General features: G+C 67.7%; 24 protein-coding genes and 2 tRNA genes (1 of these 26 running past the window's edge). 8 read left to right on the top strand and 18 right to left on the bottom strand.

Annotation, left to right across the window (positions count from 1 at the left end; all coding sequences use genetic code 11):
- A protein-coding gene (locus tag EPD82_RS03385) for a type I restriction endonuclease subunit R (RefSeq protein ID WP_141055317.1) crosses the window boundary here: on the top strand, positions 1-1,395 show its end. 1,794 nt of this gene lie to the left of the window's left edge; 1,395 of the gene's 3,189 nt are visible here — the last part of the coding sequence; its start codon lies beyond the left edge, outside the window; its stop codon occupies positions 1,393-1,395.
- Positions 1,396-1,414: 19 nt separating this feature from the next.
- Here the strand turns inward: EPD82_RS03385 and EPD82_RS03380 are convergent.
- Both EPD82_RS03380 and EPD82_RS03375 read right to left on the bottom strand, forming a co-directional pair.
- A tRNA-Ala gene (locus EPD82_RS03380) sits at positions 1,415-1,490 on the bottom strand.
- Between the two features lie 33 nt (positions 1,491-1,523).
- Positions 1,524-1,598, bottom strand: a tRNA-Val gene (locus EPD82_RS03375).
- A gap of 191 nt (positions 1,599-1,789) precedes the next feature.
- Here EPD82_RS03375 and lplT point away from each other — a divergent pair.
- Entirely contained in the window at positions 1,790-3,040 is a 1,251-nt protein-coding gene (gene lplT, locus EPD82_RS03370; protein WP_055422941.1) for a lysophospholipid transporter LplT, read from the top strand.
- Positions 3,041-3,059: 19 nt separating this feature from the next.
- Here the strand turns inward: lplT and EPD82_RS03365 are convergent, their stop codons facing one another.
- From EPD82_RS03365 to tsaB, 4 genes are all read right to left on the bottom strand, one after another.
- Positions 3,060-4,394, bottom strand: coding sequence for a ferredoxin reductase family protein (locus tag EPD82_RS03365; RefSeq protein ID WP_206202162.1), 1,335 nt, complete (start codon positions 4,392-4,394; stop codon positions 3,060-3,062).
- Between the two features lie 113 nt (positions 4,395-4,507).
- Positions 4,508-5,428, bottom strand: a complete 921-nt coding sequence (locus tag EPD82_RS03360) for a uracil-DNA glycosylase (RefSeq protein ID WP_206202161.1) — start codon at positions 5,426-5,428, stop codon at positions 4,508-4,510.
- Complete coding sequence (gene rimI, locus EPD82_RS03355) at positions 5,425-5,907, bottom strand: ribosomal protein S18-alanine N-acetyltransferase (RefSeq protein WP_206202160.1); 483 nt, start codon at positions 5,905-5,907, stop codon at positions 5,425-5,427. Before rimI ends, EPD82_RS03360 begins: the two co-directional genes overlap by 4 nt.
- Positions 5,904-6,611 carry a tRNA (adenosine(37)-N6)-threonylcarbamoyltransferase complex dimerization subunit type 1 TsaB gene (tsaB, locus tag EPD82_RS03350; protein WP_141055314.1) on the bottom strand — a complete coding sequence of 236 codons (708 nt, stop codon included), beginning with the start codon at positions 6,609-6,611 and terminating at the stop codon, positions 5,904-5,906. The genes rimI and tsaB overlap by 4 nt, the downstream gene beginning before the upstream one ends.
- 97 nt (positions 6,612-6,708) lie before the next feature.
- On the opposite strand from tsaB, the gene ompR reads away from it, so the two are divergent.
- From ompR to EPD82_RS03325, 5 genes are all read left to right on the top strand, one after another.
- Positions 6,709-7,452, top strand: coding sequence for an osmolarity response regulator transcription factor OmpR (gene ompR, locus EPD82_RS03345; protein ID WP_141055311.1), 744 nt, complete (start codon positions 6,709-6,711; stop codon positions 7,450-7,452).
- Positions 7,449-8,840, top strand: a complete 1,392-nt coding sequence (locus tag EPD82_RS03340) for an ATP-binding protein (RefSeq protein WP_141055308.1) — start codon at positions 7,449-7,451, stop codon at positions 8,838-8,840. The genes ompR and EPD82_RS03340 overlap by 4 nt, the downstream gene beginning before the upstream one ends.
- On the top strand, positions 8,837-9,439 hold the full coding sequence (locus EPD82_RS03335; protein ID WP_141055305.1) for a septation protein A: 603 nt from the start codon (positions 8,837-8,839) through the stop codon (positions 9,437-9,439). The genes EPD82_RS03340 and EPD82_RS03335 overlap by 4 nt, the downstream gene beginning before the upstream one ends.
- Positions 9,432-9,698 carry a BolA family protein gene (locus EPD82_RS03330; RefSeq protein WP_141055302.1) on the top strand — a complete coding sequence of 89 codons (267 nt, stop codon included), beginning with the start codon at positions 9,432-9,434 and terminating at the stop codon, positions 9,696-9,698. The genes EPD82_RS03335 and EPD82_RS03330 overlap by 8 nt, the downstream gene beginning before the upstream one ends.
- Positions 9,699-9,813: 115 nt before the next feature.
- Positions 9,814-10,599 (top strand): peptidyl-prolyl cis-trans isomerase, encoded by a 786-nt coding sequence (locus EPD82_RS03325; protein ID WP_055422950.1) that lies wholly within the window; start codon positions 9,814-9,816, stop codon positions 10,597-10,599.
- Positions 10,600-10,650: 51 nt separating this feature from the next.
- On the opposite strand, the gene EPD82_RS03320 is transcribed toward EPD82_RS03325, so the two are convergent.
- The 5 genes from EPD82_RS03320 to EPD82_RS03300 form a co-directional block, all read right to left on the bottom strand.
- The gene (locus EPD82_RS03320; RefSeq protein WP_141055299.1) at positions 10,651-12,312 is read right to left on the bottom strand and encodes an AsmA family protein; all 1,662 of its coding nucleotides are present in this window, start codon (positions 12,310-12,312) and stop codon (positions 10,651-10,653) included.
- Positions 12,313-12,337: 25 nt separating this feature from the next.
- Positions 12,338-14,134: an acyl-CoA dehydrogenase gene (locus EPD82_RS03315; RefSeq protein WP_141055296.1), complete on the bottom strand. Its 1,797-nt coding sequence runs from the start codon at positions 14,132-14,134 to the stop codon at positions 12,338-12,340.
- A 96-nt stretch (positions 14,135-14,230) separates the two neighbouring features.
- Complete coding sequence (locus EPD82_RS03310; protein WP_141055293.1) at positions 14,231-14,896, bottom strand: energy-coupling factor ABC transporter permease; 666 nt, start codon at positions 14,894-14,896, stop codon at positions 14,231-14,233.
- A gap of 15 nt (positions 14,897-14,911) precedes the next feature.
- A complete protein-coding gene (locus EPD82_RS03305; protein ID WP_141055290.1) occupies positions 14,912-15,841 on the bottom strand; it encodes an electron transfer flavoprotein subunit alpha/FixB family protein in 930 nt (309 codons plus the stop codon).
- 17 nt (positions 15,842-15,858) lie between these two features.
- Positions 15,859-16,608, bottom strand: a complete 750-nt coding sequence (locus tag EPD82_RS03300) for an electron transfer flavoprotein subunit beta/FixA family protein (protein ID WP_141055287.1) — start codon at positions 16,606-16,608, stop codon at positions 15,859-15,861.
- Between the two features lie 107 nt (positions 16,609-16,715).
- Between EPD82_RS03300 and EPD82_RS03295 the strand changes: the two genes are divergently transcribed.
- Entirely contained in the window at positions 16,716-17,351 is a 636-nt protein-coding gene (locus EPD82_RS03295; RefSeq protein WP_055422955.1) for a TetR/AcrR family transcriptional regulator, read from the top strand.
- Positions 17,352-17,406: 55 nt separating this feature from the next.
- Here EPD82_RS03295 and EPD82_RS03290 read toward each other — a convergent pair whose 3' ends face one another.
- From EPD82_RS03290 to glyQ, 7 genes are read right to left on the bottom strand one after another with little or no spacing between them, the layout of a single operon-like run.
- Positions 17,407-18,216 (bottom strand): TatD family hydrolase, encoded by an 810-nt coding sequence (locus EPD82_RS03290; RefSeq protein ID WP_055422956.1) that lies wholly within the window; start codon positions 18,214-18,216, stop codon positions 17,407-17,409.
- Positions 18,210-19,007, bottom strand: coding sequence for an enoyl-CoA hydratase (locus EPD82_RS03285; RefSeq protein ID WP_141055284.1), 798 nt, complete (start codon positions 19,005-19,007; stop codon positions 18,210-18,212). The genes EPD82_RS03290 and EPD82_RS03285 overlap by 7 nt, the downstream gene beginning before the upstream one ends.
- A 52-nt stretch (positions 19,008-19,059) precedes the next feature.
- Positions 19,060-19,758, bottom strand: a complete 699-nt coding sequence (locus EPD82_RS03280) for a TetR/AcrR family transcriptional regulator (protein WP_055422958.1) — start codon at positions 19,756-19,758, stop codon at positions 19,060-19,062.
- On the bottom strand, positions 19,755-20,528 hold the full coding sequence (locus EPD82_RS03275; RefSeq protein ID WP_055422959.1) for a lysophospholipid acyltransferase family protein: 774 nt from the start codon (positions 20,526-20,528) through the stop codon (positions 19,755-19,757). Before EPD82_RS03275 ends, EPD82_RS03280 begins: the two co-directional genes overlap by 4 nt.
- A complete protein-coding gene (gmhB, locus tag EPD82_RS03270; protein WP_028874543.1) occupies positions 20,525-21,064 on the bottom strand; it encodes a D-glycero-beta-D-manno-heptose 1,7-bisphosphate 7-phosphatase in 540 nt (179 codons plus the stop codon). Before gmhB ends, EPD82_RS03275 begins: the two co-directional genes overlap by 4 nt.
- 11 nt (positions 21,065-21,075) lie before the next feature.
- Positions 21,076-23,190: a glycine--tRNA ligase subunit beta gene (glyS, locus tag EPD82_RS03265; protein WP_141055281.1), complete on the bottom strand. Its 2,115-nt coding sequence runs from the start codon at positions 23,188-23,190 to the stop codon at positions 21,076-21,078.
- A gap of 3 nt (positions 23,191-23,193) precedes the next feature.
- Entirely contained in the window at positions 23,194-24,111 is a 918-nt protein-coding gene (glyQ, locus tag EPD82_RS03260) for a glycine--tRNA ligase subunit alpha (RefSeq protein ID WP_028874545.1), read from the bottom strand.
- Positions 24,112-24,157 lie beyond the last annotated feature (46 nt).

Genomic DNA, 24,157 nt, shown 5'->3' with positions numbered 1-24,157 from the left:
TGGCACAGCGACGACGACACCCAAGGCGCCATCAAGATCGTGATGACCGGCTCCGCCGCCGATCCGCCGCAATGGCAGAAGCACATCGGCAACAAGGCGCGGCGCGATCTGCTCGCCAAGCGGATCAAGGACCCGGCCGATTCGCTGAAACTCGTGATCGTGCGCGACATGTGGCTCACCGGCTTCGACGCACCCTGCCTGCACACCCTCTACCTCGACAAACCCATGCGCGGCCACGGCCTGATGCAAGCCATCGCCCGCGTGAACCGGGTGTTTCGCGACAAGCCGGCCGGGCTGGTCGTGGACTACATCGGCATTGCCCAGAACCTGAAGAACGCGCTCGCCCAGTACTCGCCCCGCGACCGCGAGCAGACCGGCATCGACGAAGCCGAGGCCGTCGCCGCCCTGCAGGAAAAGTACGAAGTCGTGCGCGACCTGTTTTTCGGGCTGGACTACCGCCCCGCCTTGAATGCCTCACCGCAAGCGCGTCTGGCGATGCTGGCCGAAGCCATCGAATGGATCCTCGCCAAGCAGCAGCACTGGGCGGAGCAGGAAACCACCCCCGAAGGCAAGAAGGCCGCGCACCGGCGCTTTGCCGACGCAGTGCTCGCCCTTTCGAAAGCCTTTGCGCTGGCGGCCAGCTCGGACGAAGCACGTCGCATCCGCGAAGAAGTGGGTTTCTTTCAGGCCGTGCGGGCGGCGCTCGTCAAATCGGACAGCGCTTCCGGTTCCTCCGCCCAAGAGCGCTCGCTTGCCATCCAGCAGATCGTCAGCCGCGCGGTGGTCTCGACCGAGATCGTGGATATTCTGCGCGCCGCCGGGCTCAAGAGCCCGGACATCTCCATCCTCTCCGACGAGTTCCTGGCCGAAGTGCAGCAGATGGAGAAGAAGAACCTGGCGCTGGAAGCGCTGCGCAAGCTCATCGGCGACGGCATCCACTCACGCACCCGCACCAACGTGGTCCAAACCCGCGCCTTCTCCGAACGTCTGGAAGCGGCGATCGCCCGCTATCACGCCAACGCCATCACCACCGCCGAGGTGCTGCAAGAACTGATCGAGCTGGCCCGCGACATCCGCGCCGCCCGGAAGCGGGGCGAGGAATCGGGACTGTCGGACGAAGAAGTCGCCTTCTACGACGCCCTGGCGGAGAACGAATCCGCGGTGCAGGTGATGGGAGACGACAAGCTGCGCGTGATCGCCCACGAACTGCTGATGAGCCTGCGGGACAACGTCTCGGTGGATTGGGCCCACCGTGAATCGGCGCGCGCCCGGCTGCGGGTGCTGGTCAAGCGCATCCTGCGCAAATACGGCTACCCGCCCGACCTGCAAGACTCTGCCGTACAGACCGTGCTGGCGCAGGCCGAGGCGCTGTCGTCGGTATGGAGCGTCGTATGAGAGTCTTGGGGGAAGTGCTTGGTGGACCGGAGGAGGATCGAACTCCCGACCTTCGCATTGCGAACGCGACGCTCTCCCAGCTGAGCTACCGGCCCATGATCTTGCACGACGGTATGACCCACCTGGGGTGGTGGGCGGTAGTGGGATCGAACCACTGACCCCTGCCGTGTGAAGGCAGTGCTCTACCGCTGAGCTAACCGCCCGTCGTGTGCAGAGACCGCAATGATACGGGCTCGCCTTTCGGACGTCAACCCCTGTCGCACGCGCTGGGAGCGGTACGAGAGACGGGGGACTTGTCCGACTTTTTCCCCGCCGGGCGCGCCTCTGATCCGCGGTTCTTGTTACACTAGGCGGTATCCGCATCCTACGCAGTCGCACGAGGAGCGCCGTTCCGATGCCCCGCGGTTTCTATTCCATCATGGCCGCGCAATTCTTTTCCGCGTTGGCCGACAATGCCCTGCTGATCGTCGCGATGGGAATCCTGCGCCAACTCGAGGCGCCACCCGAATACGAGCCGCTCCTCAAGCTCTTCTTCACCCTCTCCTACGTGCTGCTCGCCGCCTTCGTAGGGGCATTCGCCGATTCCATGCCGAAGTGGCGTGTGATGTTCATCACCAATTCGATCAAGATCGTCGGGTGCCTTCTCATCGTCTTCGGCGTGCATCCCCTGCTGGGCTACGCCATCGTCGGCGTGGGGGCGGCGGCCTATTCGCCGGCCAAGTACGGCATCCTCACCGAGTACCTGCCGCACCGCCTGCTGGTGGTAGCCAACGGCTGGATCGAAGGGCTCACGGTCGGGGCGATCATTTTGGGAACGCTGCTCGGCGGCGCCCTGGTGGCCCCGGGTCTGGTCGCCCGGTTCGACGCCTGGTTCCCCTGGCTGCACAACGGGCTGTGGGTGTCCCTGCTCGTGGTGGTGCTGGTCTATGGCGTCGCTGCGGTGTGCAACCTCTACGTACCCGACACGGGTGTGGCGCACGTGCCGCTCAAGAAGAACCCCTTCTATCTGTTGCACGAGTTCGGGCATTACTTCCTGCTGCTGTGGCGCGACAAGCTGGGGCAGATCTCTCTGGCGGTGACGACCCTTTTCTGGGGCGCGGGGGCGACGTTGCAGTTCATCGTGCTCAAATGGGCTGAGGTGAATCTCGGTTTGCCGCTATCCCAGGCGTCGATGCTGCAAGGAGTGGTGGCCGTGGGCATCGCGGCGGGGGCGGTCGCGGCGGCCAAATGGGTGGCGCTACGCGAGGCGCCGCGGGTGATTCCTCTGGGGATCGTCATGGGATTCGCGGCGATCGGCATGATCTTCGTGCATTCGCTCGCCCTGGCGATCATCCTGATGATCGCCGTCGGGGCGCTCGCCGGCTTTTTCGTGGTGCCGATGAACGCGATGCTGCAGCACCGCGGCCACGTCCTCATGGGGGCGGGGCATTCGATCGCGGTGCAAAACTTCAACGAAAACCTCGCCATCCTGGTGATGACCGGCCTCTACGCGATCCTTTTGCGGTATGACTTGCCGGTCCACCAGGTGATCATGCTCTTCGGGCTCTTCGTAGCGGGTACCATGGTCGCCATCTGGGCATGGCATCGCGCCAACCAGCGCCGCATCGATTCGCTCCACCTACTGGAGATGGTCGAGCGGCATTGAGGCGCGGCGTTTCGCCCCGTCAGCGAAACGCAAAGAGTTCGCGATGGAAGCGCCGGCGCACGTCGAATCCCTGCGCGGAGAAGTCGCGCAGTAGCGCTTCACCAAACCCCTCGGGGCCGCAAAACCACAGGCTCGCTTCGCGCCACTGCGGCACGGCAGCGCGGATGCGCTCGCCGGTGAGCCGCCCGTCGCGCTGCGGCCAGACGAGGTGCAGCGCCACCCCCGCCGCCTCGGCGAGCGCCCGCAGCCAGGCCTCGGCGGCCTCGTCCGGCGCCGTCAGCGAATGGAAGTAATCGACCGGGCAGGAAGGCGAACCGCGTAGCGCTTTCTGCTGCAGCGCGGCGAGAAACGGCGTCACCCCCACGCCGCCGCTCACCCAGATCTGGCGCGGCGCCTCGTCGGCAAACGTGAAACCGCCATAAGGCCCCTCGATTCGTACCTCTTGCCCCGGGCGCAGCCGCTGCGGCAAACTGCGGGTGAAATCTCCCAGCGCCTTGACGACGAAGGAGAGCCGCGGCGAGCGCTCGTCCCAGACGCTGGCGATGGTGAAGGGATGAGCCTTTTCCCGCACGTCGAGCGTGAGGAAGGCGAACTGTCCGGCTGTGTGCCCCGGCCAGCGTTGCGGAGCCACGGTGAGCGCGAGCGCTCCCGCGCCCGGCAACGGTTCCACCGCCTCCAGCCGCCCCAGGATGCGCCGCGCAACACCGATGCGTCCGGCGAGCGAGACGGCGGCGGCACAAACTCCGGCAACGATCTCCAGCGCGAGCAGCGCTCCCAGCTGCGTGCCCCAGTAGGAGAACTTCACGAGCACGAGGGCGTGGAAGGCGAAGACGAGGAAAAGCAGCGGGATCATGCGGTGCAATTTGGCAAAGACGTGATACGGCACGCGGCGCAGCAGCGCGATCAGCAGCAGCGGCACGGCGGCGTAGAAGGCCCATTCCCCCATGGTCTCGGCCAGACCCCGCACGGCGCGAAACGCCGCCTCGATCGCATTGCTCGGCTCCGGTCGCGGCCCGCGCGGCGGGCGCGTGATCCAACCCAGCTGCACCGCCCACTTCGGCCCCTTGACCCACAACCAATGGGTGAGGGCGAAGACGAGCGCGCCGATTCCCAGCCACTTGTGCAGACGGTAGGTTTTGTCCAACCCGCCGAAAAGGCGCTCGACGGGGCGCAGGCGCAGCGCGAGCACCATGGCCGCGCTCATGCAGCCGAAGGCGAGCACGCCGCTCAACTGCGTCATCACCTCGCGCCAGGCGAAGAGCGTGTCCGCTTCGTAGAATGTCGGCTCGGCCGCCAGCCACAACAGGGCAGAGCCGAGCAGCAGGGTCCACAACCCATGGCGCATCCGATCCATCACATACCTCCACAAGAAATATTTATCCTATTGGCATCGCCATAGGATAACCGCCGAGAAAGGACGAAGGCTTAACCCGGAATGAACGCCGTGTAACGAAAACGCTCGGCGCACTACCCCTGCCCTTCGACGAGCGCCCTGGCCCGGCACAGATCCTCCCAGGCCTTGGCTTTGTCGGCGGGGTTGCGCAAGAGGTAGGCGGGATGGTAGGTGACTACGACGGGGATCTCGCCGTAGCGGAAGATCCGGCCGCGCGCCTGGGCGATCTTGACATCCTCATCGAGGAGCGCGAACGCCGCCGGACGCCCCAGGGCCACCAGCACCTTCGGGCGTACGAGTTCGATCTGGCGGAAGAGGAAGGGCGCGCAGGCGGCGATCTCCTCGGGCGAGGGCGTGCGGTTGTCCGGCGGACGGCACTTCACCGCATTGGCGATGTAGACCTGGGTGCGGTCCAGTCCCAGCGCGAAGAGCATGGCGTCGAGCAGCTTGCCCGCCGGGCCGACGAAAGGCTCGCCGCGCCGATCTTCCTCCCGCCCCGGCCCCTCGCCCACGAACATCCAGCGCGCCTGACGGTTGCCCACGCCCGGCACCGCCTGCGTGCGCGTGCGGTGCAGCGCACAGGCGGTGCAGGCGCGGATCTCCGCTTCCAGTGCCTCCCAGTCGAGCGTGGCGATGCGTGCGGCGCGATCCGGGTCGACGGTCCGCGCCGAAGCGCCAGCGGCGCGGGATGCGGCCGGAACAGGAGGCGGAGCCAGAGGCGGTCCGACCGGTCCGGAAGGAGCATGGAGCGGCCGAACCCTGGGGCGCTCCCTGGCCGGCGCGGGCGCTGCCACTGCAGCCGTAGTGGGTTTCTGCGGCGGCGTATCCAGTGTCTGGTCGGTCGAGGCCGCGACGGCAGGGAGTTCTTGGTGCGCGGCCTTGGCCTCACCCGCCTCGCAGGCCGGTTGCAAGCGGGTACGCAGACGCCACAGCGGCGTCAAGCCCATTTCCTCGAGCTTGGCAAAGCGCTCTTTTTCGTCGAGGGGCGCGCTCATCGAACGAGTTCCCGCTGCATCACCAGCGCGTCTTCCCTTGCCCCCTCCCGCGTGGCGTAATAGCCGCGGCGCCGGGCCACGATGGTAAAACCGCTGCGCTGATAAAGGGCGATCGCCGCCTGGTTGGAGACGCGCACTTCCAGCCATACTCTGGCGGCGCCGCGCTCGCGCGCTTCGTCGAGCGCAGCCTCCAACATCTCGCGCCCCAGCCCGCGGCCGCGATGAGTCGGCGTGATTGCCAGATTGAGGATTTCGGCCTCACCGGCGACGAGCAGCAAGATGAGGAACCCCACCGGTTCGGCCAAAGCCGTGGCCGGATCATCCCCCGAGAGAACTTCCGCCACCCAGCAGGCGTAACCCGCCGCGAGCGCCTCGCGAAAGCTCTTTTCGCTCCAGGGGATTTCCTGCGCGTCGCGTTCGAGCGCGACCACCCAAGGAAGATCGTCCTCGCGCATGGTGCGCAGGCGCAGCCAGTTCACGACGCCTGCACCCTGCGCTGGCGCAAGGCGGCCTGCTCTTCGGCCGTGAGCGCCACCTTGTCGCGCACGTAGTAGGGCGCGGCCTCCCAGGGGGGAAGCGCCCGTCCCTCGGCGAGCATGCGCCGCGCGAGCGGCAACAGGTCGCGGGACTGGACCGTGGCATCGAGCACGATTTCGACCGCGCCGGCGCGGATAGCTTCCGGCAGGCGCGGCCACAGCGGCTCCATCCCTTGGCCGATGACGTGCCATGGGCCGACCCCAGCGGGCGGGAAAAGCGCTTCGGGCGCGTCCACCCCTGCTGCGGCAAGCGCTTCGATTCGCCCGCCGCAGCAGCGAAACCAGGCGTGATAGCATTGGCCCATGCGGGCATCGGCAAGCGCCAGCACCGTGCCCTCGCCCGCCTGCGCCGCCAGGGCTTCGAGCGAGCCGACGGGCACGAGCGGCAGCGACCACGGCATGGCGAGCCCTTGCGCCACGGCGCAGGCAAGCCGCAGCCCGGTGAAGGCCCCGGGCCCGGCGCCAAACGCGATGGCGGAGAGCTGCTCCACGGCAAGCCCCGCTTCTTCGAGCACGGCCTGGACCGCGGGCAGCACGTGTTCGGCGTGGCGGGCGTAGCCCTGCAGCCGGCGTTCCCAGACGGTGTCGCCGCGCTGCAGCGCCACGGAGGCGATTTCGCCGGAGGTTTCGATCGCGAGCAGATCCATGAGGGCATTTTACCGCCGGGCGGGGCATTTTCGCGTGCGATCTGCGACAATCCCACCAAACGCCGTTGACGTTTTTCCAGCCGGGGAGGATCGAACCATGAACGAAATCGGCCGCTGCCGCGTCCTGCTCGTCGATGACGACGCCCGCCTGCGCGAGTTGCTCACGCGCTTCCTGCACACCCAGGGGTTTCCCGTCAAGGCCGTGGCCGACGGGGCGGCCATGGAGCGGGCGCTAGAGCGCGAGCATTTCGACATGGTCATTCTCGACCTGATGCTGCCGGGCGAAGACGGGCTCACGCTGTTGCGCCGCCTGCGCCAGCGCGAGGCGCCACTCGGCGTCATCATGCTCACCGCCAAGGGCGACGAGGAAGACCGCATCCGGGGGCTGGAGCTGGGCGCGGACGATTATTTGCCCAAGCCCTTCAACCCGCGCGAGCTGGTGGCGCGCATCCACGCCGTGATGCGCCGCCGCCCGCGCGAACCGCTCGGCGCCCCGGCGCCCCAGGGCGGAACGGTGGTCTTCGGCGACAACGTGCTCGACCTCACCACGCGGCGCCTGACGCGCCACGGCGAGGAAATTCCGCTCACCACCGGCGAATTCGCCGTGCTGCGCGTGCTCGCCGAGCACCCCAACCAGCCCATGACCCGCGACAAGCTCATGGAGCTCGCCCGCGGTCGGGAGCATGGCCCCTTCGATCGCGCCATCGACGTGCAGATCAGCCGCCTGCGTCGCCTCGTCGAACCCGATCCGAGCAAACCGCGCTACCTCCAGACCGTCTGGGGCGTGGGCTACGTCTTCGTTCCCGATGCGCCCGCCGGGGAGGCCGAATCCTCGCCATGAGCGGGTCGCGTGAAAAAGGACTGCGGGCGCTGCTGTGCCGGGTGAGCCTCTTCTGGCAGCTCTTCGTCTCGATCACCGCGCTGCTTCTCGCCGCCGCCGCCAGCTGGTGGTGGCTGTCCTGGCAGATCGAGACGGAACAGCGCGCCCGGGACAATGCCCGGCTGATCGCCTCGGTGATCAACCTGACGCGCTCGGCGCTGCGCCACACCCCCCAGCGTTTTCAAGGCGACTTGATGATCGATTGGGTCACGCTCGAGGGCATCGCCGTCTATCCGGCCGATTTCGGCGACGAGGTCGAGCCACTGCCAGACGACGATCCCGATCGCGCCCTGCAGGAGGAACTGCGCCGACTGCTCGGCCCCTCCACCCAGGTAGGCAAGAGCTGGCGCGAGCAGCCCGGACTGTGGGTGTACTTCCGCCTCTCGCCGGAGGACCCTCGCGGCTACTGGCTGCGCTTTCCCCCCGAGCGCATTCCTCGCCCCGATCCGCGGCAATGGCTGATGCTCGCCAGCGTCATCCTCGCCCTGGCGCTCCTGGGCGCCTTCGTCATCGCCCGCTGGATCAGCGGCCCGCTGCGGGTGCTGCGCCGCGCCGCCGAGATGGTGGCCGCCGGCGGCCAGCCCACCTTGCTGCCCATGCCTGCCTCGGCCGAGCTCGCCAAGCTGGTGCTGGCTTTCAACACCATGGTCGAACGCTTGCGGCTCAACGAGACCGAACGGGCGCTCATCCTCGCCGGCGTGTCGCACGACGTGCGCACCCCCCTCACGCGCCTGCGGCTCGCCCTGGCGCTGCTCCCCATCGACGAGCGCGAAGCCCAGGCGCTGGAGGCCGATCTCGACGACATCGACCGCATCGTCGGCCAATTCCTCGACTATGCCAAAGTCGACGCGCTCGCTGCCGACGAGACCTTCGCGCTCGATGACCTCGTCGAAGAAGTCGTGGCCAAGGAACGTTTGCGCGGTACCCCCATCGAATGGAAAAGCGACGTGCCCCACGTCTTCGTGCGCGCCAACCGCGCGGCCCTGCGCCGGGTGCTGGTCAATCTCATCGACAACGCGAAGAAATATGCCGGAACCGAACACCCCATCGAGATCCTGCTCGGCGAGGACGCAGCCGCCCCCACCCTTACCGTGGCCGACCGCGGTCCCGGCATCCCCGAAGACCAGCTCGAGCGGGTGCTCGCCCCCTTTGCCCGTACCGAATCGGCCATGCGCAGCGGCGTGACGGGCTCGGGCTTGGGGCTAGCCATCGTCAAGCGCACCATCGAGGCGCTCGGCGGGCGCCTCACGCTCGCCAACCGCGACGGCGGCGGGCTTGCCGTGACCCTCGAACTGCCGCCCGCACCCCCTCCGCTTCCCAACCCTTCCTCCTCGCAGGACGCTCCATGAAACTGCTTTTCGACCTCCTTCCCATTCTCGTCTTCTTTCTCGCTTATCGAGTCGCCGGACTCTTTCCCGAAGCGGTCGCTCCCTTGGGAACGGTCTTGGCAGCGCCCCCTTCGACCCTGCCCCTCCTCACCGCCACTGCCGCGACGATGCTCGCGACCGTCGCCCAGATCCTGGCGTTGCGCCTGCGCGGACGCCCCGTCGATCGCATGCTGTGGGTGAGTTTCGTTCTGGTCACGGTTCTGGGCGGGGCGACGCTCTTCCTGCACGATCCCGCCTTCATCCAGTGGAAGCCCACGGCGCTGTACTGGAGTTTCGCCGCGGCGCTCATCGGTGCGCGGTTTTTGCGCCGCAACCTGATCCGCAGCGCCATGCAGGCGCAGCTGCGGCTGCCCGATCCCGTCTGGGCGCGGCTCTCCGACCTGTGGAGCGGATTCTTCCTGGCGATGGGCGCGCTGAACCTCTACGTCGCCTGGCATTATTCCGAAACCGTCTGGGTGAATTTCAAGCTCTTCGGCACCCTGGGCGCGATGCTGCTCTTCGTGCTCGCCCAATCCCTGTGGCTGTCCCGTCATCTCGAAGAGGAACGATCCGATGCCTGAATACGACCCCATCGCCGAACTGCGCCGGCGGCTACAGACGCTCGAACCGCTCGAACTCGAGATTCGCGACGACAGCGCCGCGCACGCCGGCCACGCCGGAGCGGCCGGCGGCGGGCATTACCGCGTGCGCCTCGTCTCGCCCCGCTTCGCAGGGCTTTCCCGGGTGCAACGCCACCGCCTGGTGTTCGCCGCTGCGGGCGATCTGATGCAAAAAGGGATTCACGCGCTCGCCGTCACCGCCCTTGCCCCGGGCGAGTGAGGCCCGCTTGCAGTTTGCTACAGGTCGATGAATTACTTTCGGCCGTCATCGGTTACACTCGGATTCGCGGCGCGCATCGCGGCGCGCCGGAACCGTCATCCGTGAAAGGAAACCCATGTACGCCAAACTCCGCACTCCCGTCCGGGCCGCCGTCCTCGGCCTCGGGCTCGTTGCCCTGCCCGCCCTGGCGCAGAACGTGGCCAAGGTCAATGGCCAGCCCATCCCCCAGATCTACATGGACGTGATCGTCAAGGAACAGGTCGCCCAGGGGCTGCCCGACAACGAGCAGCTGCGCCAGGCGGTCAAGGACGAGCTCATCCGCCGCGCCGTCATCGCCGAGCAAGCGAAGAAGGCGGGGCTCGACAAGAGCCCCGAAGTGAAGGCCGAGATGGAGCTCGCCCGTCAGGGCGTGCTCGTGCGCGCCTACCTCAAGGATTTCGTCGCCAAGAATCCCGTGAGCGAAGAAGAGATCAAGAACGCCTACGAGAAGATCAAGACGATGTACTCGGGCAACGAACTCCACACGCGCCACATCCTGGTGGAGAAAGAGGACGAAGCCAAGGACATCATCGCCAAGCTCAACAAAGGCACTTCGTGGGATGAGCTGGCCAAGCAGTCGAAAGACACCGGCAGCAAGGACAAAGGAGGCGATCTCGGCTGGGTGACGCCCGACATGTTCGTGCCCGACTTCGGCACGGCGCTGGGCAAGATGCAGAAGGGCGAGACCTCCAAGACCCCGGTCAAGACCCAGTTCGGCTACCACGTGATCCGCGTCGACGACGTGCGCCCGCAAACCCCGCCGCCGCTCGAGCAGATCCGGCCGCAGATCGAGCAGCAGCTGCAGCAGCAGAAGATCCAGAAGCACCTCGAAGAGCTGGTCGCGAAAGCGAAAGTGGAATAAGAAAGAAGCAAGGGGTGCCCCTGCTCCTTGCAGGAAGCCCCCTGCGCCACTTCAGCGGCCGATCAGCCCGCGAAAGATCTCCTTCACCGCCGGCACCACCGGCGGCTGTTCTTCTTGCACCTGCCCTTCTTCCGGTGGCGCAAGCCGCCGGCGGATCGCCTCCTTGGCGAAATCCCGGGCCAGTTCCTCGGTCACCACCCGGTAGGCGGGCGAAGCGAGCGGCCCCGTCACTTCCAGCGGAATCGGCAACCCGAGCAGGACGGCGAGCGGTCCGTCTTGCTGCACTTCGGGCGTGGCGGTCAATCGCACCCGCAGGCGGTAATCGAGCTCCGAACGGATCAGATCCACGCGACCGGCCCCCTCGGCGGTGAAGAGCGCCGTGCGGCCGAAGAGGTCGTCGTTGCGCAGCACGCCGCCGGCCAGTACCCCGCTGCCGGAGAGTTCCTCGAACGGCGTGCGGTCCCCTCCGCCGCCGGCCGGCCGCTCGCCGCGCAGCACGGCCGAAGCGTCGCGCAACAGGCGTTCGACGTCCACCCCCAGCACGGCTCCGTCACGCACCCGTGCGCGCAGCGTGCCCTGGGCCGAGCGCAGCGCCTCGTTGGCCGTCAGCCCCCGTCCGCGCAAGGCGAAATCGACGCTCCCTTGGCCGGTGAGCGAAGATTTGCCGTACACGGCGGTAAGCAGCCGCGCCACGTCGACCCCCTCGAGCCGCCCCTCCGTTTGCCAGTGAGTCGACCCGGCGAGATCGTCCAGGTTTGCCTGAAGGCGCAGGGCCCCGCCGTAGGCACTTCCGCTGAGCGCCGTCTCCACGCGATCGCCCGGCAGATCCGCCCCCAACCGCCCTTGCAGCGCGACCTCGTCCACGCTGAGCTCGAGCGCGTCCAGGTGCAGCGCGGCGGCGTCGGCCTGCACGTCGGAAGACAGGCGCACCCGACGCAGAGCCGACGACGGCAGATCGAGCGCCACGCCCTGCGCCTCGAGCCAAGCGCGAAGATCGAACTCCGGCACTTCCAGCCGCCCCACCCAGCGCGGCGCGCGCGGCCACTGCTCCAGCCGGCCGGCCAGGCTCATCTGGCTGCGCTCAGACAGCGCCAGGGTCGCTTTCAGCGGCACCGCTGCCTCGGACACCACCGGCCCGGCCTCGAGCGCGAGCGGCCCGAGGCGAAACGGCTGCTCGCGCCCCGCCCCATACCACAGGACATACGCCTCGCGCACCGACACGCGGCCCAAAGCAAGCGGCAGGGCGGCCGCCCTCGCCCCCGCCGGCTCGGCCGCAGGCGCGGGTTCGGCCTCGGCTCCGGACGCCGCGACCACGGACGTCGGGCGGTCGAACCGCCAGTTCTGCCGCCCGTCGGAGCGGCGCTCGAGGTGCAGGCGCACGCCTTCCAGCGTGAGCGTATCCACCTCGATCCGGCGGGAGAACAAGGCCAAAAGATCCACCCCAAGCGCGAGCCGATCGATCTCGGCCAGGGCGGGGGAGGTGAACCCCGGCGGGTTGCCCAGGCGCACCGTCTGCGCTTCGAGCGCAAGGCGGGGCCAGAGCGCGAGCTGCAGCCCACCGTGCACCTCGAGGGAACGCCCCAGGTGGGCCTGCGCCCAGCGGTCGATCTCGTCGCGGTAACGCACCGCATCGAAAGTGGCCACGAACACCGCTAGCGCAGCCACGGCGACGGCAACGAGCACGAGTACGCCAAGGAGCAGGCGTTTCACCATGAGATTTCCCCGCTGCTACCCAGACTCAGAACATCTCCTCGTCGAGCGCCAGCACACCGGCCGCGCCTTCGGTGACCGTCATCCCCAGCGCCGGGGCGCGGGCGAGCACATGGTCGGCATAGAAGCGCGCCGTGCCGATCTTGGCGCGATAAAACGCCTCGTCTCCCCCGCCTTCGGCCAGGCGCTTGGCCGCCACCAGCGCCGACAGACCGAGCTGCCAGCCACCGCAGACGATGCCGAAGAGTTCGAGCAGCGGCACCGAAACCGCATGGGCCGCTTTTGGGTTGGACCCGTAGGTCTCGAGGATGTAGGCCACGCCTTTTTCCAGGGCATCGATGCCGGCGCCAAGCCGGCGCGCGAGCACGCCGAACTCTTCGCCCGGCTGCGCGCGCAGTTTCTCCGCCGCCAGCCGCATCTCTTCGATGAGCCCCCGGGCGATGACGCCGCCGTTGCGGGCGATCTTGCGGCCGATGAGATCGTTGGACTGGATCGCGGTGGTTCCTTCGTAGATGGGGGTGATGCGCGCATCGCGGTAGTGCTGCGCCGCGCCCGTCTCCTCGATGAAGCCCATGCCGCCGTGCACCTGGACGCCGAGCGAGGCGATGGTCACCGAGTTCTCGGTGCACCAGCCCTTGACCACCGGGGTCATGAGCTCGACGAAGCCGCGGCTGCGCTGGCGCACCGATTCGTCCGGATGGTGGTGCGCCAGATCGAACGCCGCCCCCACCGTATAGGCGAGCGCACGCATGGCCTCGGTCTGCGATTTCATCAGCATCAGCATGCGCCGCACGTCGGGGTGGCGGATGATGGGCACGCGCGGCCCGCTCTTGACACCGACCTCGAACCCCTGGATGCGCTCCTTGGCGTAGGAGAGCGCCTTTTGATAGGCGCGCTCGGACAGCGCCAGCCCTTCGAGGCCGACGGCGAAGCGCGCCTCGTTCATCATGATGAACATGTATTCGAGGCCGCGGTTGGGCTCGCCCACCAGGGTGCCGACCGCGCCGCCGTGGTCACCGAAGGAGAGCACGCAGGTGGGGCTGGCGTGGATGCCGAGCTTGTGCTCGATGGAGACGCAGCGCACGTCGTTGCGCGCCCCGAGGCTGCCGTCGGCATTGACGAGGAATTTCGGCACGACGAAGAGGGAGATGCCCTTCACCCCCTCGGGCGCGCCGGGCAGGCGCGCGAGCACGAGGTGCACGATGTTCTCGGCCAGGTCGTGTTCGCCGTAGGTGATGAAGATCTTCTGCCCGTAGAGCTTGTAGGTGCCGTCGCCCACCGGCTCGGCGCGGGTGCGCACCGCCGAGAGGTCGGAACCGGCCTGCGGCTCGGTGAGGTTCATGGTTCCGGTCCACTCGCCGCTCACCATCTTGGGCAGATACATTTTCTTCTGCTCGGGCGAGCCGCACAGCATGAGGGCCTCGATCGCCCCCTGGGTGAGCATGGGGCACAGCGAGAAGGCGAGGTTCGAGCCTTTCCACAGCTCCATCACGGCAGTGACCACCACTTTGGGCAATCCTTGCCCGCCGAACTCGGGCGAGCAGGCAAGCGCCGTCCAACCGGCCTCGCGAAAAGCGGTGTAGGCCTCTTTCCAGCCGGGCGCCGTCTTCACTTCGCCGTCCTGCCACACGGCGCCGTGCACGTCGCCGACCCGGTTCAAGGGGGCGAGCACCTCCTCGGCGAACTTGCCACCCTCTTCGAGGATGGCCGCCACCACGTCGGGGCTCGCCTCCTCGCACTGCGGCAGGCGCGCGATCCGCTCGAGGCCGATCAGCTCTTCGAGCACGAAACGCATGTCTTTCAGCGGGGCACGATATTCACTCATGGATTACTCCTACAGGGTTTTCGTCGTTCGAATCCCGGAGCCTGGGCTCCGGTACCTGTTCCCTTTCCACCCCGGTCGAATGCCGGCTTCGTTTTTTCATTTGTTTTTCAGGTATCGGGCATCGTCGAAAGCCGCCACCCAGTCAGGACGATAGACCACGAACATCGTGATCACCACCCCACTGAGCCACGATTCGGCAAAGCCCATGAGCACAAAATAAGGTGCCCAATCTTGCAGCAGGTGCTCCAGCGTATAGGCGCCAGCTCCCCACAATACCAGGATGGCGAGCGCCCCTTCGGCGAGCAGCGTCAATCCCGACCCGAAGAAGGCCACCACGAAGATGAACACGAAAAAATGCGCCGGTAAGAATCGCGCGACGAAGCGGCGCCAGGCATCGGCAAAGATCACCGGCCAGACCGCCGTCACGAGAAAATTGAGCGCATAGGCCGGTGCATCGAACGCCCCATTGGCGCACACCACGGCGAGGGCCAAGCCGAGCGCCAGGGTGGCGAGCGGCGCCCCCAGCGAGAGCGTGGCGGCCATCGCCCCGAGCACATGAAACGTAAGCCCCGCTTCGATGCCGGCGCGAATGCTCCACAGCAACGCCAGCCCCAGCGCCCAGCCCGCGACGAGATGGAAACGCCGGTCGTCCTTGAGCGCTTGCCAAGGGGTGTGGCGAGCGCTGCGCCAAAGCCACAGCCCCGCCAGCACCCAGGAACCGGCGATCCATTCTGCGGAAAAGAGCGCCGAAGGCAGGTTCATCTCGCGCCGTGTCGCTCACAGTTTCTGCGTCAGCTCCGGCACCGCCTGGAAGAGATCGGCCACCAGGCCGTAATCGGCCACCTGGAAGATGGGCGCTTCGGGATCCTTGTTGATCGCCACGATCACCTTGGAATCCTTCATGCCGGCCAGGTGCTGGATGGCCCCGGAAATGCCGATGGCGACGTAGAGCTCGGGCGCGACGATCTTGCCGGTCTGGCCGACCTGATAGTCGTTGGGGGCATAACCCGCGTCCACGGCGGCGCGCGAGGCGCCGATGGCCGCGCCGAGCTTGTCGGCAAGCGGCTCGAGCACCTCGTGGAATTTCTCCGCACTGCCCAGACCGCGCCCACCGGAGACGATGATGCGGGCGTTCGTCAGTTCGGGGCGCGCCGACTTGGTCACTTCCCGGCCGACCACCTTGGTGGGCCCCGGCTCGGCGATGGCCTCGATCGCCTCGATGGGGGCGTTTCCGCCGTCCCCCACGGCGTCGAACGCGGTGCCGCGCACGGTGATCACCTTGATCGGATCGCCCGAGCGCACGGTGGCGAGCGCGTTGCCGGCGTAGATCGGGCGCACGAAGGTGTCGGCGTCGATCACCTTGACGATGTCGGAGATCTGGGCCACGTCGAGCAGCGCCGCGATGCGCGGGGCCACGTTCTTGCCGAAGGCCGTGGCCGGCACTAGGATGTGGGTGTATTCCTTGGCGATTTTGAGCGCCTGGGCGGCGAGCGCCTCGGCGGTGAGATCGGCGAGCACCGACGAATCGGCCAGCAGCACGCGGGCCACGCCCTCGAGCTTGGCCGCCTGTTCGGCGACCGCCCGGCAGCCATGGCCGGCCACCAGCACGTCGGCTGCCGCGCCCAGCGCCTTGGCGGCGCCCAGGGCATGCGCCGTGGCCGGAGCGAGTTTCTGGTTGTCGTGTTCGGCGATGACGAGAATCTTCATGGTATTTGGCTCCCGGCTCAGATCACTTTGGCTTCGTTGCGCAGTTTCTCGATGAGCTCATCGACGCTGCCCACCATCACCCCTGCCTTGCGCTTGGGCGGCTCTTCGACCTTGAGGGTGGCAAGGCGCGGCGTGACATCTACGCCGAGCGCTTCGGGCGTGAGCGTGTCGACGGGCTTTTTCTTCGCCTTCATAATGTTGGGCAAGGTGGCGAAGCGCGGCTCGTTCAGACGCAGGTCGGTGGTGATGACTGCGGGCAGCGGCAGCTCGACCGTCTCCAGCCCGCCGTCGACTTCGCGCGTGACCCGGGCCCTGCCGTCGGCGATCTCCACCTTGGAAGCGAAGGTGGCTTGCGGCCAGCCGAGCAGCGCCGCGAGCATCTGGCCGGTCTGGTTCGCGTCGTCGTCGATCGCCTGCTTGCCGGCGATCACCAGCCCCGGTTGTTCTTTCTCCACCACGGCTTTGAGGAGCTTGGCCACCGCCAGCGGCTGCAGCTCCACGTCGGTCTGCACCAGGATGCCGCGGTCGGCCCCCATGGCCATGGCCGCGCGCAGCGTCTCCTGGCACTGGGCCACGCCACAGCTGACCACGATGACCTCGCTCGCCACGCCCGCTTCCTTGAGCCGGATCGCCTCTTCCACGGCGATCTCGTCGAAGGGGTTCATGGACATCTTGACGTTGGCGGTATCCACGCCGCTGCCGTCGGGCTTGACGCGGATCTTGACGTTGTAATCCACCACGCGTTTGACCGGTACCAGGATCTTCATTTTTCTCCCCGAGTTGAGTATGCCATCTCGACCTCGCCCGGCCGGGCCGGGCCACCCCTTGCGGGATCGTGCTCCATACGGTATCGTATGGAAAGGATTTCGTCAAGATGGCAACCGTGAACGACCCAAACCGCTCCCCCGTCGAGCGTGCCTCGCTCGATCGCGCCGCCTGGATCGAGGCGGCGATCGATCTCATCGCCACGGAAGGAATCGCCGGCCTGCGCATCGAGACGCTGGCGCGCAAGCTGCGCGTCACCAAGGGCAGCTTCTACTGGCATTTCCGCGACCGCCGGGCGCTGCAGCGGGCGCTGCTCGAGCACTGGCGCGAGGGGCGCATCCGCGACATCCACAAACAGACCCGTGCCCGACCAGGGCACGAGGCCGAGCAGTTGCGCCACGTGATCGACGTCTATAGCGCGAGCCGCAACCGCAAGGGCATCCTCATCGAACTCGCCATCCGCGAATGGGCGCAACGCGACCCGGAAGTGGCCGAAGTGGTGGCGGAAGTCGATGCGATCCGGCTCGCCTGCGCCCGCGACCTCTTCCTCGCGCTGGGGCTTTCGGAAGAAGAGGCCACGGCGCGGGCCACGCTCCTCTACGCCTACGTCTTCGGCTTCTCGCTCATGCACGTCGAGCGCATGCCGCAGGAAATCGAGCGTCTGAAGACGCGCATCGCCGGCTGGATCACCGGACCCGCTGCGGGCGACGACGAGGGCAGCAGCGAGCGCCTGCACGCCGAATGAAGGGCGCCGCGTCCAACCGTCGCGAGCGACGACGGAACAAGACGACCGGAGCATGTCACAGCCGAAGCACGCGGCGCGCGTTCTCGCCCGTGCGCTCGATCACTTCAGCAACCGTGCAGCCGCGCAGCTCCGCGAGGATCTCGGCGTAGCGCGCCAGATCCGCCGGCACGGTGCGCCGGTCCTGCGCCCAGACGGGCGGGATGTCCGGCCCGTCGGTCTCGAGCACGATCGCCTCCCAGGGAAGCTCGGCGGCGAGCCGGCGGACGTGGCGCGACCCTTCGTAGCTCATCGTGCCGCCGAATCCCAAAGCAAATCCCAGGCGCAGCGCCCGTTCCGCCTGGGCGAAGGAGCCATTGAAAGCGTGCAGGATGCCGCCAGCCACGCGGTGCTTCGCCAGGCTCTGGAGCACGTCCTCGACGGCTCGGCGCACGTGCAGGATCACCGGCAGACCGAGTTGCTGTGCCAGCCGCAGCTGGGCCTCGAACCAGGGCCGCTGCGCTTCGAGCGAAGGGGAAGCGACGAAGCGGTCGAGCCCGATCTCGCCGATCGCCACCGTCGGGTGCGCCGCGATCCAGGATTCCAGCTGCGCCATCGCCGCGGCGCAGGCGCCCGGCCCATCCGGCTTGGCTCCGGCAAGCGCCTCGGCGTGGCGCTGCACCTCGTGTACGTAGAGCGGGTGCACGCCCCAGGCGAGCCGCGCTTCGGGCACGTCCCGGCATTTTTCCGCCTGCCGGGCGAAAAGCCCGGGCACCACGCCGGGCACGACGAAAAGGCCGATACCGGCCGCGCGCGCTGCCGCGAGCAGATCCTCGCGATCGGCGTCGTATTCTTCGGCGTCCCAGTGCAGGTGGGTGTCGATCAGCATCCGCGCCACTGCGGCGGACGTTTCTCGATGAAGGCGTCTATCCCTTCGGCGGCGTCCTCGGCCATCATGTTGCAGGCCATCACCTCGCCGGCGAGCTGGTAGGCCGCCTCGATCCCCATCTCCAGCTGACGGTAGAAAAGCTCCTTGCCCATGCGTACCGCCACCGGAGATTTCGCCTTGATCGCGGCGGCGAGCCGTTCCACTTCCTCGTCGAGCGCCTCCGGATCGACGACGCGATTGACGAGGCCGCGACGATAGGCTTCTTCGGCATCGATGAATTCCCCCGTGACCAACATTTCGAACGCTTCCTTGCGCCCCATGTTGCGGGACAGGGCCACGGAGGGAGTCGAACAGAACAGCCCGACGTTGATGCCGGAGACGGCGAAGCGCGCCTGACTACTCGCCACGGCAAGGTCGCACATGCCCACGAGCTGGCAACCGGCGGCCGTGGCAATGCCATGCACGCGCGCGATCACCGGCACCGGTAATCTGATGAGGGAGAGCATCACCTCGGAGCACAATGCGAAGAGCCGGCGCTGGAAATCCAGCGTGCAGTTGGCCCGCATCTCCTTGAGGTCGTGCCCGGCGCAGAAGGCTTTGCCGGCGCCGGCGAGCACGACCACGCGCACGGCCGGATCCTGCGCCGAGCTCAGCGCCTCGCGCAAGGCTTCCAGCATCGCCCAGGAGAGCGCGTTGTACTGCTGCGGCCGGTTCAGGGTGAGGGTGAGCACGCCGTCTTCGAGCTTGGTGTGCACCAGGGGCTCGGCGGCGGTCGTCTGGGATTGGTCCATGTTCGGGTCTCCTCCGGGGAATGGATCACGGCCCGTTCATGATACGCCAAGCTCAGCCGGCGTGCGCTTGTGCCGCAAAATCCGGCAACGGTGCGCGCAATCCCCCCAAAAGGAAACTCATGAGCCGCGCTTCGAGCTTGGCCGGATCGTGATCGTCGAAGGATTCTCCGGCAAGCTGCTGCAGCCCCCCGGCGCCGGCGATGGCGTAGGAGACGGCGCCCAGCATGAAGTGGAAACGCCAGAAGATCTCCGCGTGCGGCACGCCCGGCAGGGAGCGGTAGAGCGCCTCGAGGTATTCGTCGGTGACGTCGCCGTACTCCTTGGCGAGCACGTGCCGCACGAAGGCGCTCGGATCGGTCATCGTCCGGCCCAGGAGCTGGAGAAAGCGCCGCCCTCCTTCCGTGCGGGCCAGTTCCAGCAATGGGGCGAAGAAGGCTTCGACGATGCGACTGGGTCGCACCGCCTTTCCCAGCGCCTCGGCGTCGCGCTGAAGCTGCGCCAGGCGGCGTCGTCGCTCCTCCGTGATCTCGGCCAGACGCCGGCGGAAGATCTCGCGCAGCAGGTTCTCTTTGGATCCGAAGTGATAATTGACCGCCGCGAGGTTGACCCCGGCGCGGGCAGTGATCATGCGCATGGAAGCGCCTTCGAAGCCGTGCTCGGCAAAGAGCGCCTCGGCCGCATCGAGGATTTTCTCCCGCGTCTCGGCACCGCAGACCGGACGCGGGGGTTTCCTTTCCTTTTTCTCGCTCACGCTCGCACCCCCGCCGTCACGTCGCCGTCGCCATAATGCCAAGGGAAGCGGCGCCGCATCTCGGCCTCGATCCACTGTGCCGCCAGGCGATTGACCTCGTCGACGCTCTTTCCCTGGGGATCGATCGGCGGTCCGATCGACACCAGCACTTCACCCGGGATCTTGACGAAGGCCCCCTTGGGCCAGAATTCACCGGCGTTGTGCGCGATCGGCACCACCGGCACGCCCGCCGACACGGCAAGCGCCGCGCCGCCAGCGAGATAGCGCCTCGTGTGCCCCGGCGCCACCCGGGTGCCTTCGGGGAAGATGAGCACCGAGAAGCCCTGCGCGAGCCGCTCCTTGCCCTGCTCGATCACCTGCTGCAGCGCGCCGCGCCGGTCGTTGCGGTCGATGGCGATCATCGAGCAGCTCGCCAGTCCCCAGCCGATGAAGGGGATGCGCAGCAGCTCCTTTTTCAGCACGAAGACGAGCCGCGGCAGGATCGCCTCCAGCACCAGCGTCTCCCAGGCCGACTGGTGCTTGGCGAGAAAGACGCAGGGCCGCGCCGGGATATTCTCCCTCCCCTCCACCCGCCAGCGGATGCCGAGCACGTGCCAGATGAGGAAGGCGGTGATCTTCGCCCAGAAACTGACGATGCGATGGCGCGGCAGCGGCGGCAAGGGACGCACGGCGACCGTCACCAGCGAATAGGGCACCGTCACGAGCGTCATGAGCACGACGAAGAGGATCGAGCGGATCCAGGCCGAGAGCGGGGCGCGGCGGGGGCTCATGGCGACTCCGTGAGCCGGCGGGCGACTTCGGCCAGATCTTCGGCGATGGTCACGTTCTCCGGCAGCAGACCGCTTGCCAACGTCTGCCGCCCTTTGCCGGTGAGCACCAGCCACGGGCGGCAGCCGGCGGCAACCGCCGCCTGGATGTCGCGGATGCCGTCGCCCACCGCCGGCACCTGCGACAGATCCACGCCGAAGCGCTGCCCGATCTCGAGCAGCATCCCCGGCTTGGGTTTGCGGCAGGCGCAGTTCTCCACTTCGGCGTGCGGGCAGAAGAAGATGGCGTGGATGCGCCCGCCCACTTCGGCCAGGCGCCGCAGCATGGTCTCGTGGATCGCGTTGAGGGTATCCATGCCGATGAGGCCGCGACCGATCGCCGACTGGTTGGTGGCGATCACCACGCGCCAGCCCCACTGGGTGAGCTGGGCGATCGCCTCGAGCGAACCGGGAATGGGGATCCATTCCTCCGGACTCTTGACGAACTGCTCGGAATGCTCGTTGATCACCCCGTCGCGATCCAGCACGATGAGTTTCATCGCTGCCCCCCTCAGGCGCCGGCCTCGCGCGCGAGTACCGACAGGTCGGCCACCTGGTTCATGAGCCGCCACAGCTCGCGCAGCAGCGCCAGACGGTTGGCGCGCAAGAGCGGCTCGTCGCACAGCACCATCACGCGATCGAAGAAGGCATCCACCGGCGCGGCGAGCGCCACCAGCGTGCCGAGCGCCTGGGCGTAGGCCTCGTTTTCCAGATGCGAGGCGACGTAAGGGGCCACGGCGTGCATCTTCTCGAAGAGCGCCTTCTCCTCGGGTTCGGCAAAGAGGGCCACGTCGACGTGCGCCGCGCCCTCTTCGCCCGCTTTCCTGAGCAGGTTGGCGATGCGTTTGTTCGCCGCGGCGAGCGTGGGCGCTTCCGGCGCCTCGAGGAAAGAGGCCACCGCCTCGAGCCGCGCCGGCACCGTGTCGATGCGGCCCGGGCGCAGCGCGAGCACTGCATCGATCGCATCGAGCGCATGCCCCGCCTCGCGCAGCCAATGGCGCAGACGCTCGTCGAAGAAGCGGCGCAGTTTCTCGACGGTATCGGCCGGAGCCTGGGCGCGCACCGCAGGGGGCTGCTCGGCGAGCGCGCGCTCGATCGCCGCGTCGAGCTCGAGTGGCAGCGGCGTCTCGACGGCGATGCGCAGCACCCCCAGCGCGGCGCGGCGCAGACCATAGGGATCTTTCTCGCCGGTGGGGATCTCGCCGATGGCAAAGAGCCCGGCGAGCGCGTCGAGCCGCTCGGCGAGCGCCACGATTTTCCCCGTGAGCCGGCGCGGCAGCGTGTCGCCGGCAAAGCGCGGCTTGTAGTGATCCTCGATCGCCTCGGCCACCGCTTCCGGCTCCCCGTCGGCGAGCGCATAGTAGCGCCCCATCACACCCTGCAGCTCGGGGAACTCACCCACCATCTGGGTGACGAGGTCGCACTTCGCCAACCTTGCCGCACGCCGCGCGAGCGCCACGTCGGCGGCCAGCCGCTCGGCGAGCCAGCCTGAGAGCGATTCCAGCCGCGCCACGCGCTCGCCCAGGGTGCCGATGCGGTTGTGATAGACGATGGCGTCCAGCCGCGGCAGGCGCGATTCCAGCCGTTCCTTGCGGTCCTGCTCGTAGAAGAAGCGCGCATCGGCCAGGCGCGGGCGCACCACCCGCTGGTTGCCCTCGACGATGTTGCGGCTCTTGGGCTCGGGCAGGTGCATGTTCGAAACGATGAGGAAGCGGTTCGTCAGCCGCCCCTGCGCATCGAACAAGGGAAAATACTTCTGGTTCGCCTGCATCGTCAGGATGAGGCACTCGGGCGGCACGGCGAGGAATTCCTCCTCGAAGCGCCCGACATAGACGGTGGGATGCTCGACGAGGGCGGTTACTTCGTCGAGCAGCGCCGCATGCTCGCCCAGAACGTCCCCTTCGGCGGCGGCCTTTTCCTGCAGCTGGCGTTCGATCTCGGCGCGCCGCTCGGCGAAGTCGGCGATGACCTTGCCCTCGGCGCGCAGCGTCGGCTCATAGGCCTCGGCATGGGCGAGCTCGATCGCACCGCGGCTCATGAAGCGATGCCCCAGGGTCTCGCGGCCCGAGTCCAGGTCGAGCACTCGCCCCGGCACCACCCGTGCGCCGTGCAGCAGCACCAGGCGATGCACCGGGCGCACGAACTGCGCCTCGCCCGAGCCCCAGCGCATGAGCTTGGGGATGGGCAAGGCGCGGATCGCCTCGGCCACGAGCACGGCGAGCGCCTCGTCGAGCCGCGCCCCTGCTTCCACCGTGTGCAGGTAGAGCATTTCCTGCTTGCCCTCGATGCGGCGCTCGAGCTTGGCGTTCTGCAGCGTGAGCCCCTTGGCGGCGAGGCGCTTTTCCAGCGCCGCCGTGGGCTTGCCGGCGGCATCGAACGCCACCGCCACGGGCATGAGGCGTTCTTCTTTGGCCTGATCGGGCGCACGCTCGCGCACGCCGCCCACCTGCACCGCCAGCCGCCGGGGGCTGGCGAACCAGCGCCAGGGCGCGTCGGCATCGACCAGGCGCCGCGCCTGCAGGCGCTCGAGCACACCGCGCCCGAAGGCTTCGCCCAGCCGCGGCAGCGCCTTGGGCGGCAGTTCCTCGGTGACGAGTTCGACCAGCAGGGTTTCCCGTTCACTCATGACTCAGGCTCCTTTCTTTGCGGCCGCGGCGAGCATGGGAAAGCCCAGCGCCTCGCGGCTGGCGAGATAAGCCTGCGCCACCGCGCGGGCGAGCGCCCGGATGCGCCCGATGTAGGCGGCGCGCTCGGTCACGGAGATCGCCCCGCGCGCATCGAGCAGGTTGAAGGTGTGCGCAGCCTTGAGCACCATCTCATAGGCGGGCAGCACCAGCGCCGCCTCGATCAGGCGCTTGGCTTCAAGCTCGAAATGCCCGAAAAGTTCGAAGAGCAGCGGCACGTTGGAATACTCGAAGTTGTACTTCGACTGCTCCACCTCGTTCTGGTGGAAGACGTCACCGTAAGTGACCACCCGGCCATCGCCCGTGCGCGTCCAGACGAGGTCGTAGACGTTCTCCACGCCCTGCAGGTACATCGCCAGGCGCTCGAGCCCGTAGGTGATCTCGCCCAGCACCGGCCGGCAGTCCAGCCCGCCCACCTGCTGGAAGTAGGTGAATTGCGTCACTTCCATGCCGTCGAGCCACACCTCCCAGCCCAGACCCCAGGCGCCGAGCGTGGGGTTCTCCCAGTCGTCCTCGACGAAACGCACGTCGTGCTCGCGCGGGTCGATCCCCAGCGCCACGAGGCTGGCGAGGTAACGATCCTGGATGTCGAGCGGCGAGGGTTTCAGCACCACCTGGAACTGGTAGTAGTGCTGCAGCCGGTTGGGGTTCTCCCCATAGCGCCCGTCCTTGGGCCGACGCGAGGGCTGCACGTAGGCGGCATTCCACGGCTCGGGGCCGATGGCCCGCAGGAAAGTGGCGGTATGCGAGGTTCCCGCGCCCACTTCGAGGTCGTAGGGCTGCAGCAGCACGCAGCCCAGCTCGGCCCAGTAGCGCTGCAGGCGCAGGATGAGGTCCTGAAACGTGGGTTTTTCTTCGCTCATGGTCCGTCCGGAGGCTCGATGGCGGCGCAAAGGCGCCATTTTACGG

Source organism: Tepidiphilus succinatimandens (assembly GCF_006503695.1).
Lineage (GTDB): Bacteria > Pseudomonadota > Gammaproteobacteria > Burkholderiales > Rhodocyclaceae > Tepidiphilus > Tepidiphilus succinatimandens.
The sequence above is the reverse complement of the archived record's forward strand: the minus strand, read 5'-3'. Positions and strand labels throughout refer to the sequence as shown.

What these genes read in the sequence shown, in the direction of transcription:
- lplT (WP_055422941.1), top strand. Translation starts at nt 1,790, where the DNA reads ATGCCCCGCGGTTTCTATTCCATCATGGCCGCGCAATTCTTTTCCGCG.
- EPD82_RS03365 (WP_206202162.1), bottom strand. Translation starts at nt 4,394, where the DNA reads ATGGATCGGATGCGCCATGGGTTGTGGACCCTGCTGCTCGGCTCTGCC.
- EPD82_RS03360 (WP_206202161.1), bottom strand. Translation starts at nt 5,428, where the DNA reads ATGAGCGCGCCCCTCGACGAAAAAGAGCGCTTTGCCAAGCTCGAGGAA.
- tsaB (WP_141055314.1), bottom strand. Translation starts at nt 6,611, where the DNA reads ATGGATCTGCTCGCGATCGAAACCTCCGGCGAAATCGCCTCCGTGGCG.
- ompR (WP_141055311.1), top strand. Translation starts at nt 6,709, where the DNA reads ATGAACGAAATCGGCCGCTGCCGCGTCCTGCTCGTCGATGACGACGCC.
- EPD82_RS03340 (WP_141055308.1), top strand. Translation starts at nt 7,449, where the DNA reads ATGAGCGGGTCGCGTGAAAAAGGACTGCGGGCGCTGCTGTGCCGGGTG.
- EPD82_RS03335 (WP_141055305.1), top strand. Translation starts at nt 8,837, where the DNA reads ATGAAACTGCTTTTCGACCTCCTTCCCATTCTCGTCTTCTTTCTCGCT.
- EPD82_RS03330 (WP_141055302.1), top strand. Translation starts at nt 9,432, where the DNA reads ATGCCTGAATACGACCCCATCGCCGAACTGCGCCGGCGGCTACAGACG.
- EPD82_RS03325 (WP_055422950.1), top strand. Translation starts at nt 9,814, where the DNA reads ATGTACGCCAAACTCCGCACTCCCGTCCGGGCCGCCGTCCTCGGCCTC.
- EPD82_RS03320 (WP_141055299.1), bottom strand. Translation starts at nt 12,312, where the DNA reads ATGGTGAAACGCCTGCTCCTTGGCGTACTCGTGCTCGTTGCCGTCGCC.
- EPD82_RS03315 (WP_141055296.1), bottom strand. Translation starts at nt 14,134, where the DNA reads ATGAGTGAATATCGTGCCCCGCTGAAAGACATGCGTTTCGTGCTCGAA.
- EPD82_RS03310 (WP_141055293.1), bottom strand. Translation starts at nt 14,896, where the DNA reads ATGAACCTGCCTTCGGCGCTCTTTTCCGCAGAATGGATCGCCGGTTCC.
- EPD82_RS03305 (WP_141055290.1), bottom strand. Translation starts at nt 15,841, where the DNA reads ATGAAGATTCTCGTCATCGCCGAACACGACAACCAGAAACTCGCTCCG.
- EPD82_RS03300 (WP_141055287.1), bottom strand. Translation starts at nt 16,608, where the DNA reads ATGAAGATCCTGGTACCGGTCAAACGCGTGGTGGATTACAACGTCAAG.
- EPD82_RS03295 (WP_055422955.1), top strand. Translation starts at nt 16,716, where the DNA reads ATGGCAACCGTGAACGACCCAAACCGCTCCCCCGTCGAGCGTGCCTCG.
- EPD82_RS03290 (WP_055422956.1), bottom strand. Translation starts at nt 18,216, where the DNA reads ATGCTGATCGACACCCACCTGCACTGGGACGCCGAAGAATACGACGCC.
- EPD82_RS03285 (WP_141055284.1), bottom strand. Translation starts at nt 19,007, where the DNA reads ATGGACCAATCCCAGACGACCGCCGCCGAGCCCCTGGTGCACACCAAG.
- EPD82_RS03275 (WP_055422959.1), bottom strand. Translation starts at nt 20,528, where the DNA reads ATGAGCCCCCGCCGCGCCCCGCTCTCGGCCTGGATCCGCTCGATCCTC.
- gmhB (WP_028874543.1), bottom strand. Translation starts at nt 21,064, where the DNA reads ATGAAACTCATCGTGCTGGATCGCGACGGGGTGATCAACGAGCATTCC.
- glyS (WP_141055281.1), bottom strand. Translation starts at nt 23,190, where the DNA reads ATGAGTGAACGGGAAACCCTGCTGGTCGAACTCGTCACCGAGGAACTG.
- glyQ (WP_028874545.1), bottom strand. Translation starts at nt 24,111, where the DNA reads ATGAGCGAAGAAAAACCCACGTTTCAGGACCTCATCCTGCGCCTGCAG.